This is a genomic window from Armatimonas sp. (genome assembly GCF_043760365.1).
GTDB lineage: Bacteria > Armatimonadota > Armatimonadia > Armatimonadales > Armatimonadaceae > Armatimonas.
Map to the genome: position 1 here is coordinate 1 of NZ_JAYUPA010000822.1, position 9,168 is coordinate 9,168.

7 protein-coding genes are annotated in these 9,168 nt (G+C 55.1%); 3 read left to right on the forward strand and 4 right to left on the reverse strand.

The window, feature by feature from the left end; translation table 11 throughout:
- From ACH2EH_RS20150 to ACH2EH_RS20160, 3 genes are all read right to left on the reverse strand, one after another.
- Window positions 1–335: hypothetical protein (locus ACH2EH_RS20150; protein ID WP_395144506.1), on the reverse strand; the 335-nt coding region annotated here is incomplete at its 3' end.
- A gap of 166 nt (window positions 336–501) precedes the next feature.
- On the reverse strand, window positions 502–6,714 hold the full coding sequence (locus ACH2EH_RS20155; protein WP_395144508.1) for a carboxypeptidase regulatory-like domain-containing protein: 6,213 nt from the start codon (window positions 6,712–6,714) through the stop codon (window positions 502–504).
- Between the two features lie 401 nt (window positions 6,715–7,115).
- On the reverse strand, window positions 7,116–7,631 hold the full coding sequence (locus tag ACH2EH_RS20160) for a YkgJ family cysteine cluster protein (RefSeq protein ID WP_395144509.1): 516 nt from the start codon (window positions 7,629–7,631) through the stop codon (window positions 7,116–7,118).
- Between the two features lie 72 nt (window positions 7,632–7,703).
- Here ACH2EH_RS20160 and ACH2EH_RS20165 point away from each other — a divergent pair, with 72 nt between their 5' ends.
- The gene (locus ACH2EH_RS20165) at window positions 7,704–7,868 is read left to right on the forward strand and encodes a hypothetical protein (RefSeq protein WP_395144511.1); all 165 of its coding nucleotides are present in this window, start codon (window positions 7,704–7,706) and stop codon (window positions 7,866–7,868) included.
- An 87-nt stretch (window positions 7,869–7,955) separates the two neighbouring features.
- On the opposite strand, the gene ACH2EH_RS20170 is transcribed toward ACH2EH_RS20165, so the two are convergent.
- Window positions 7,956–8,264, reverse strand: coding sequence for a hypothetical protein (locus ACH2EH_RS20170; protein WP_395144513.1), 309 nt, complete (start codon window positions 8,262–8,264; stop codon window positions 7,956–7,958).
- Window positions 8,265–8,362: 98 nt separating this feature from the next.
- Here ACH2EH_RS20170 and ACH2EH_RS20175 point away from each other — a divergent pair, with 98 nt between their 5' ends.
- Together ACH2EH_RS20175 and ACH2EH_RS20180 are read left to right on the forward strand one after the other, a co-directional pair.
- Window positions 8,363–8,899: a hypothetical protein gene (locus ACH2EH_RS20175; protein ID WP_395144515.1), complete on the forward strand. Its 537-nt coding sequence runs from the start codon at window positions 8,363–8,365 to the stop codon at window positions 8,897–8,899.
- Between the two features lie 44 nt (window positions 8,900–8,943).
- The coding region (locus tag ACH2EH_RS20180) for a hypothetical protein (protein ID WP_395144517.1) at window positions 8,944–9,168 on the forward strand (225 nt) is incomplete at its 3' end.

Here is a 9,168-nt window from a genome sequence, read left to right on the forward strand (position 1 = left end):
AGAGCTCGCCCCAGGCGCTGAATCCCAATAGTATTAAAGGGAGCACTCAACCCCTGCTTCTGAATCTCTTGATTGAGGACGGTACGTGGCGTGATTTCATACCGGCTGGTATTTGTCATCTCCGTTGCCACAGCATCCGTCGCACTACGGCCGTCAATCTGAGTTGCCCCAACTCCTGGTGATACCCCAAAGTCGAGCGCAGCCACTGAAGGGATTCGAGTGGTTTGCGCTTTCACTTGCTTCGGCATCGCCAGCATGAGCACAGGCAACAGAAGCGCCGTTACCAGCGACCAGCTGATACGTCGCCCAAAGCTCCCAAGCACCAAATTTCTCAACGCGTTTTTCCTCCGTCCATTGTCGTAGCAAGCCTTCCCGTTATTGAGCAGTCTTGCCGCTCGATCATGGTTCGCATTGTACCCCGCATGTATTGTTACTATTTTTCTACACAGTACCTACAAATTCCTCCCCAAGTGGTGGAGAGGAATCTGTAAGCAATTAGGACTAGCGGACTCGTACAAGTGGCAGTGCTTGCCGCACGGTTGCCCCCGCACTGTTTCTCGCCGTCAGGACGATCATGTAGGCGCCCGCAGGTGCGGCGCCCCCTCCGTTATTCAGACCATTCCAGACGAGGTCTGTTTCGACTCCTGCCTCAGCACGAGTCCTCTGGGTGCTGACCACCCGACCACCGAATGTCGTCACTTGCATCTCGACATCGGACTGATCCGTTGCCGTGAAGCTGATTCGGTAGTTGTCGCCGGAAACACCGCGGCTATTTCCCTTAACACGAACATTGGCAAGCGCCAGTACACGTGTTTTCTGCGGTGCGACCTCAATACGGAACCGATGTGTGCCCTTGCCCGTTGCCTGGAACCGGTAAGCGGAGGCGGAACGTATCGCCATCTTCTTACCTGTCTCCAAGTCTGTCACCGTGGGTTCGACTCCCTTAGGCAGGCGCATGGCATTTGGCCAAAAGACTGTCACTGTACCGGCCCGACTTGTGCTGACCGTAAAGTCCCAGCTCTTGGTTCCCGGAGTGGCTGCTTGGATAACATCCGCGAAGCCCGCCGAGCGCCCTTGCTTATCCGTTCCCTGAATCTGCACGTAAACCTGGTCTACGCCCGTCATCATCGGTGGCTTTTGGGTGTCTTCTGTATCAAATCCGTCCTTTGCCGTTGGAGATACCCCCACGGAGTTATCTGTGTCAGACAGACCACCCTCCTGGCTCACAGACAGTTGAATTTTGTAGTTCAACGGGCCCGTGCTCTCGATACGGCGGTGCTGGATCGCCTCGGACTGAGCGCGTGTCTGTGGCTTGCTGGCCACTTTCACGCCCCGAGAGACAGGGTAGCTGAGAATTAACTTCAGGGGCTGATTGGTCTGGTTTTGGAACCAGTAACCGAACCAGGGCTTGATAACACTCGATTGGTAGTACTGGGATCCATTGTTAGATCCCGAGTAACCGAACAGAGTACCGCGTACTTTCCCTTGACGGACAGCATCCGTCATGCTCAGCACAGGACCACCCTCTTCTTGGATCTGACCGTGAGTGTAGAGATCCAAATCCGGTGCGGGTGTATTGGGGCTAGTCGGATTCACGAACGGATGTCCGACCAAGTTCCAACCCGGTGCCAGGGAGAGTGTGAAGGTACTACCCGGCTGTGCCGCACCAACCTGAGTGACAGACACGGGTGCTCCAAAGCGGGTGAAGTACCCCTTACCTACCTGAAGCGCTATTTCCGGTCCGATGTTGTATTCCGTCCCCGTCCAGTCAGCGACATTGAAGGTGTTGAAGACCGCACGGTCATTTGCCGTGTTAGATGTTCCGTCCCCATCGTTATCTCCCGACGGGCTCAGACCAAATATCCCACGGGTAGTGATCGTTGTGTAGTCGTAGCGACCGGGTATCGAGATGAGTTGGATCCCATCACTGTAGACCTTGGCAGGCTGCATACGGAAGTTATAAGCTTTGCGCTCCGTTGCCGATGTCACGAAGAGTCGTGGCAGAGGCGTGGGATCCGTTGTCAAGCCTACTTTGTCGCCAACAACCTCGTACTCACCCGGGGGAAGAGCCGTCTTGAAGTTGAAGGTGTATCCCGTCGCATCACTGCTCAACGTAGCAGCTGTGGTTACCGTCGCGGCAGGCGTTGCGCTGACGATTCCGTTCTGAACAATGTAGAACCGAATTGTCACACCGCCCTCAAGCGCATCTCCTGTCACCTTCTTCACAGTTCCTGAGACAGAACCATCCGGCAACGGGGTCAAGCGGAAGACGGGCAGAGTGAGAACTCCTGTCCCTCCCACAACGGTGCCATTCTGTGCCACCGTGTTGAAGCCCAGAGCCGAGGCAGTAATAGTGTAGCTTGCCGCGGGCAGCTTGTCCGACTTGTCCGCAATATTGATGAGAGTGTAGTTTCCATTAACATCGGAGGTTGCCGATCCAAGTGTTGCCCCCGTACCCTCGTCCACTGCCGTTATAAAGGCATTCGGAATGGGGTTGTTGGTTATTGCATTTAGGACCTGGCCAACGACTTTCTGGGATTGTCCGCCCAGTAGGAAGTCAATCTGTGATACTTGATCCTCGATCACAATCAGACGCCATCTTTCAGGCTCTGTTAGGGTCGGGCGATTCTGAATTAGTGTTCCTGCTCCCAGCAAGACACCCGCCTGGGTTGGCTTACCGACGACGATAGAAGTGAGTTCTGAGCGGAACTTAGGATTTGCAACGGTCTTAAGCGTCCCGTCCGGATTGTACTGGGGACGTCCGTTAGAGTCCAATTCAGGATTGGTTGCCGCATTGACGAGCAGCTCGTAGCCATCGTCCCAGACCAGAAGGTCAGGAATCTGGTACGCACCAGGCCGTCGACCATCAGTACCATCCGATGAAATCGCAGTTGCAATATTCATCGTGCCATCCGCATTGATGCGGCGGGCTTGAATCTCGACTCCACCAATCCCCGTTTTCCCATCAAGAGCAAAGACGCCACCCTCAGGGTCTGGAGCAGGGGGAACCGGATTGGGCTTCACGATATTCGTGAGTTTGCCCGGGTTGGCCCGCTTTAGTTTGAGTGAAGTCTTGGTATCATTGGCAGCTTGTACAAAGTATCCTGTGGCATGCTGGGTATAAAACCCTTGCTTGTAGCCAGAGATATTATAGGGCCCGACGGGCAATCCCTGGATAATGAAGTCGCCGCTGCCGTTTGTCAGAGCAGTTCCAACAGCCGTGTTAGTGCCTTGGGTTGCCCGAATCAACGCATCAGCTACAGGAGAACCGTTGTCGTCAATCACACGTCCCGACATTGTGCCTGTACGGTTAGCCAACAGGAAGTTGGTCATAATTTCCGCACGACGTGCTCGGTTAAAGATCAGCGGAATTGTGCCACCCGCCGGAGTTTGCAGATACCAGTCAGAGCCGAGGCTCTCAAAACCGAAGGCCGCATAGTAGACACGTCCTCCATTATTTGCAGTACTGGAAATCAGTGCTCCATTGCCATTGGCATAGTTGTATTCAGCAACCGCCCCTCCGATTGGCAGGATTGAGTCAACATAGGCTATATCCGTATCACTCGTCCGTCCGCCGTCTCCAAATCCTGTGCCAACAGTGAAAATACTACTGAGAGGAGCGGAGCGAGGTGGAGAGTAGTTCCAGTTAGTGCCGTCAAACGTCCCGTACAAGTTCTGATTCGGGGTTGAGGCATCCGTATTCAGCGGCGTGGTTCCCACAGCGTTGATGACAACGGAACCGTTTCCACCACGGTCAGCGACGTACTGAGCCTTAAGAGTCCCGTTGTAGAAGGCGTTGCTCTGACCATTTCCTGCTAGGGCAAAGCCGACATCCGAACCAGAGACGAAGAGTGCGCCACCGTTATTAACAAAGGCTGTCAATCGCTCCTGAGTCTTCAGATCCGCAAGGCTACCAGAGCCAACAAAGATGTTGCCGATAAAGGGAGCAGCCCAAACAATCAGACGCTTCTTTACACGAATGGTGCGCTCTGCCTTCTCACCAACCACCACATCGGCGGGTGCCGGTGCAGCGTAGGGCAGATAGGCATCCATGAGTTCCTGTGGTACAGGTCCTCGGCAGAGCGTGCGCCAGATCGTGTAGCGCCCCGTGTTGGGAAGCGCATAGGTTACGCCATTTGCCTCAAGCACAGGAGTGAATGCGATTTGCGGATCTACATACGACGCGACTCCAAGGGGATGGATCACGCCAGGATTGACCGCAGCACCGCGCGAGTTCCGTCCACCAAACCGTCCTGTGAGCTGCAGAGGCCCCTGTGTTGACCACAGACGTTGATCCGTTGCTCCAGGAGCAGGTACCGCTGTCGGGTTCACTTCCGACGGGTAGCGAGTCATGACTGGGTCGGTATAGTACGACTCCGCGCCAAACGACACAGGCTGGTCGTTGCTAGGTGCTCCTGCAACTTGCCCGGGTCGGGCGATGAAGAACTTCTGTCCCAGCATGTTATCGGAAACAAACAAAGTGTCAACATCGGGTGCATTGGGCACAATTGCCGTGGAGAATCCCCAGACATTGTCGTAGATGATCCAGTTCTGCGAGCCAGGGCCGTAAGGGTTCGTGGCGTTGTCATAGCTGATAACGTCAATGATCCAGTCCGAGGCCTCCGCAGGAAGTCTCCACTTCGCACCGTAGAGCACACCACCACGGCCATCCGCGGGCTTGATGGGCTCTCCGGTGGCTTCATCAACGATGGGTTGAAGACGAAGCCAAGTGTTGGGCCGTCCCCCTGTGCCATCCATGGGCGGATTATTCGCGCCTGAGAAAGCGGTTCGGTCGTTCACACTAGGCGTATAGATCGGGCCACCGCTATTTCGGTGATTGAAATAGGTAACACCATCAAGACCGACGACCTGCGCTTCGTACTCAATCCCGACCCGGTTGCTGCCATCAGCAGACATCCAGGGCAAAGTCTGGGGCGGGCTGCCCTCCCAGAGGACATAGTGGGTACCGAAGTAGTCTTTGTGCTCCACGCCAAGACCACCCTGTGCCCGGGACTGGTACTTGGAGTTCGGGTTCTTAAACTGAAGGTAAACCGACCGAACACCAGACTCACGGTCGTCCACGCGCACTGCGAAGAAGGCATCTTGTCCAGGGAACAGCGGATTGACACTAGAGCGACTTCGCGAGGAGATATTGGCATCGAACGGCTGTAGACGCGCATCGCCCGGATTAACCGGGTTGATATGCACAACATCGCCCGTGCTCGTGCTGGTGTCGTAGCGAATCAGTGTCGGTGCGCTAACATCAACAACGCTTGCCAGAAAGATATCGTTGTAGTTCGACGGGGTTGGGGCATTGGGTAAGCGGAACCCTTCGCCAAAATTTCCTGCCTGTAGGCTTCCCACACGATTGGACTGAAACGCGACACGCGTCGCGTTAATAAACGGAGACCAAGTGGGGTACTGGTCATTAAAGATGTAGCCCGGATCCGACGTGTCAATCTGCTTTGCGGACTGCGCTCCTGATATAGGGGAGCCTTCCACAAGAAGCGTCGCAGTTGAGGTTGCGGTGTTCGTGGCGCGCACGGCATAGATATCGTGCGTGTTGGTTCCCGCAGTGTAAGCAGTAGGTGCCCCCGGAACATCAGGCTGCCGCGTTGAAGCGAAAGCGATGAAGTACTGGTTTCCTGTGGTGTTGGTGAACAGGTTGCTACGTGACGCGGAGAACGAAGGCTGTATGTCATCCGAGTCAGGTGCACCCACGTAGCGGTTGGAGAACTGTACCACCGCACCGGTTGCCAAGCTCATGACAAAGATATTACGGCGCCCCGTGGGGTTGATCGCGGTAGCCCGTGCCGGGTCACCATCGGTGGTGTCCGTCTTTGGCAGCGTCCCTCCCGAGTAGGTGTTGCCCGCTACTGCCGAAGCGGCAGTCGAGTCAAAAGCCACGTACTTCCCATCGGGGGAAGCGGCGGGATTTCGCTCGTCGGCGGTCGTATCCGTTACCTGAGTGAAACGACGTGAAACAACATTAACCGTGTAGAGATGGTAGAGCGTGTCGCCTTCCAGCAAGCCAGAAAACATCAGCTCTGTTGTCCCCACCCAGCAAGGCCGACCCACATTGAGAAATTTCTTGCCACGGAAGGTCTGAGGATCTCCCGTAAGGTTCAGGAGGTTACTGTTCCCGCCGGGGCCTGTATCAATTGTGGTTCCTGGCCCTGGTGTTACCGCGATGTAGAGATGCCACACCTTTAAGGGATCCGTGAGGATCCGATTATCAGTGGACTTCGCGAACGCCAAGCGGTTACCCGAGCGATCGGGAGTGGGCCACCAGTGATCAGCACCGGGTTCATTGGTCAGCGCAACACTCACCCCTGCTCCATTTTGTTGAGGGTTATTCACCACACTGGAGGAGATACGGTGCAACTGATAGTGGCTGTTTGTTGCCGTCCCAGAATTTTTGGCAAAATAGATCGTCTGCTCATCGTCAACCCAGTGAGGAGTAATCTCATCGGTTGTTTCCGAGAACGTCGCATCCACCACTTTTTCCTGGACATTGGCACCATTAGGGCCACCAATCTGAACACGTGTGGGGTTCTTTGTTCCCTGTTTATCGAGTGCGTTGGAACCCAGCTCGCGAGCCGTTACGCTTGGCGCGAGAAACCGAGTGTCACCAACGCCCGCAAATGAACGTAAGGGAACCGGATATTTACCCAGGCTCGGCGTCTGCCGGTCCCTGCGTTGCGCGTTTGCCACGGCTGTAATTCCGACCAGCGCGGTCATAAAAACAGCAAGTGCGGCATATCGCCGTGATGTAGGCACGAACTTCAAAGTGGGGTCAACCTCCTCGATTCAGCCCGTTCCGTGGCTCCTAAAAGAGTGAACCACGTCAGACAGCATCCGGGTAAACACAAAACATCAACATGACCATTGCCGTGTTTTGCCAAAACAGAGCGTGAGCTTACCCGAACTCCCGCTCTAGCAACGTCACCTGCGGTCTGCGTGACCCGTATCCTTTTGGATCGTCAGAAACCTGGAAATTGTTCCAGCCACGCAACCGCTACTTCTTAAAGACACGCGCGGATTATAACATGGCACTGTGAATCAAGGCAAGCCCCGAAACACAAAGCCTCATCCGCCCTCGCTCTCTCAGCGCACTAGGCATTCGACATATATCCATTATTCTCCTCCTCCTGCCACTCTTCCCAAGGTTTTCTTTTTTCAGTTCTGTATGCATTCCAAAGAGTGGCGGCACTATCAGGGTAAGAGGACACTGCTTCGATTGGACAGGGGAGCCATTGCGTGTGTCCAAAAAGTCGGCAGATGGTTGGACGTACTGGATAAATGGAGCAACGATTTTTTTCCATGTCACGGAAACGGCAGTAGCGCACGCGTGCATCGAACTCGTCAGCGCCCGGCCATGCCACCTCTTTTTCTTGAGCCTCTATGCGCTCAAGTTCTGTGACAGGCTGCTCGGCAAGAAAGGCCTGAACTGCCTCCCACTCGGGCTGGGTCACCCCGAATCCCGCCATGCAGCGTGTGCCACAGTGATCGCAGCCATTACAGACCTCCAGAAGCATTTCTGCCTCCAGCGCACTGCGTCGCTCCAAAAAGCGCGTCCAGCTCTGCTGGGGCTCCGTTGTCTCTCCGATGATTCTTAGCGGCTCAGCCACCTGTACGGTATCCTCGTATCCATCTTAAAAATTAGTTGTGAAGAAATTAAGGTATTGCAGTCGTCTCGGAAGATGAGTGAACTGCACTCGGGTGTCACTCGTGAGTGGGATATTTTTCAGGGAAGTGACTTTGTTCTCATTCGCCCGAATACTGTCCTGCCGCCCCTCCTGCCTAATACTCGGCCACCGAACCAGGCTCTCTACGCTCTCCTCAATGAGAGTATTGATAGTTATTAGCCCACCAGGGATGCCGAGATTGATGCGTTAGAGCTTCCTTCGACACTGCGGCTAAACCCGAGTCTCATGCCCTATCTTCAGAAGATTTTAGTGGCCGCGCTCGATGTAGGCATAGACACGACGGTAGATCGTATCGAGGATGTGCGCGATAGCCGCCTCAGTGTCGCCCGCCCAGTCCATGCGAATGTAGTCGCGAAATGGATGTTCGGTCTCACCGATACGGTAGGTCGCAAGCTCTTTAGGGAAGGGGAATGGTTTCCCGGTTGCTTCCTGAACGGCGCTCACCTGCGCCTCAAACCAGTGCACACGCGTCAGTGCATGGTCATCATAGGAGACGGAGACAATCCAGTCCTCGTTTCCACTTACCGTTGTATAGCGCCGCTTTACCCTTGCCATCGCCGCCGATTGTAGCACGTCACGGCCCTCTTGTGCAACTAAGCTTGACGCGTGGGGAGGAGACCCTTATAATGCATGCAATGCAAAACCTCGTACGAATGGTAACTCTGGCTTTAATCCCGGCAGCGGTGCTGACCTCGTCTGCTCGCGCACAGCTCAATCCCAAGTCGGCGATCAGCCCAGAGACCATCCCCTTACGCATCCGCTTAGGGGTCCTGCGTCCCAGCGGTGTCACCACACGTAACCTCTCAGGAACTCAGGTTCTCGGTGGTATGGTGGATCTGAGTAGCTCGCGCTCCGAGGAAGCGCGAACCCTCACCGTGGGCTACTTCCAGGGCGGTACGGCAGGTAAATCGTTCCGTATCGCTCCCTTACTGGTCACCAAGACGAGTGCGGGAACCTCGGGAGGATCGAGTTCAACAGGCATGACCGGTTTCTTCACCTCTGAGGGATTCGGTGCCTACTTTGTGGACGCAGCGGGCTCTGGGTTCAAAGCTCGCTTCGGGGGCTATATTGGGGCGGGTCTTCGGCTTACCGGAGGTCTGTTCGTTGAGGCTCAGTACCACTATGTCCGCGGCAGCGTCAATGGCGCGTCGCCCAATGGAATCGCCTTGTTTATCGGTCGGCGAAACTAAATAAAAATAAAACTTAACTAACCAAATGGTTTGGGAGGCTTGTGTTGAAGAACCTTCTCCGTGTGGCGGCGGTCTGTAGCCTGTCGCTGTTGACCCTCAGTGGAAGCGCTCAGGCGCAGACAAAGAATAAATATGACGTGAACTCGTCGTCAGTCAAGCTCGGCTTTTTCAGCCCGGGGAGCAGTCAGGCGCGCAGAGGTGGGGGAACACAGATTCTCAACCTGGAAGCGGATACCGTCGTTCAGTACATTCCAGAGCGCAACGAGAAC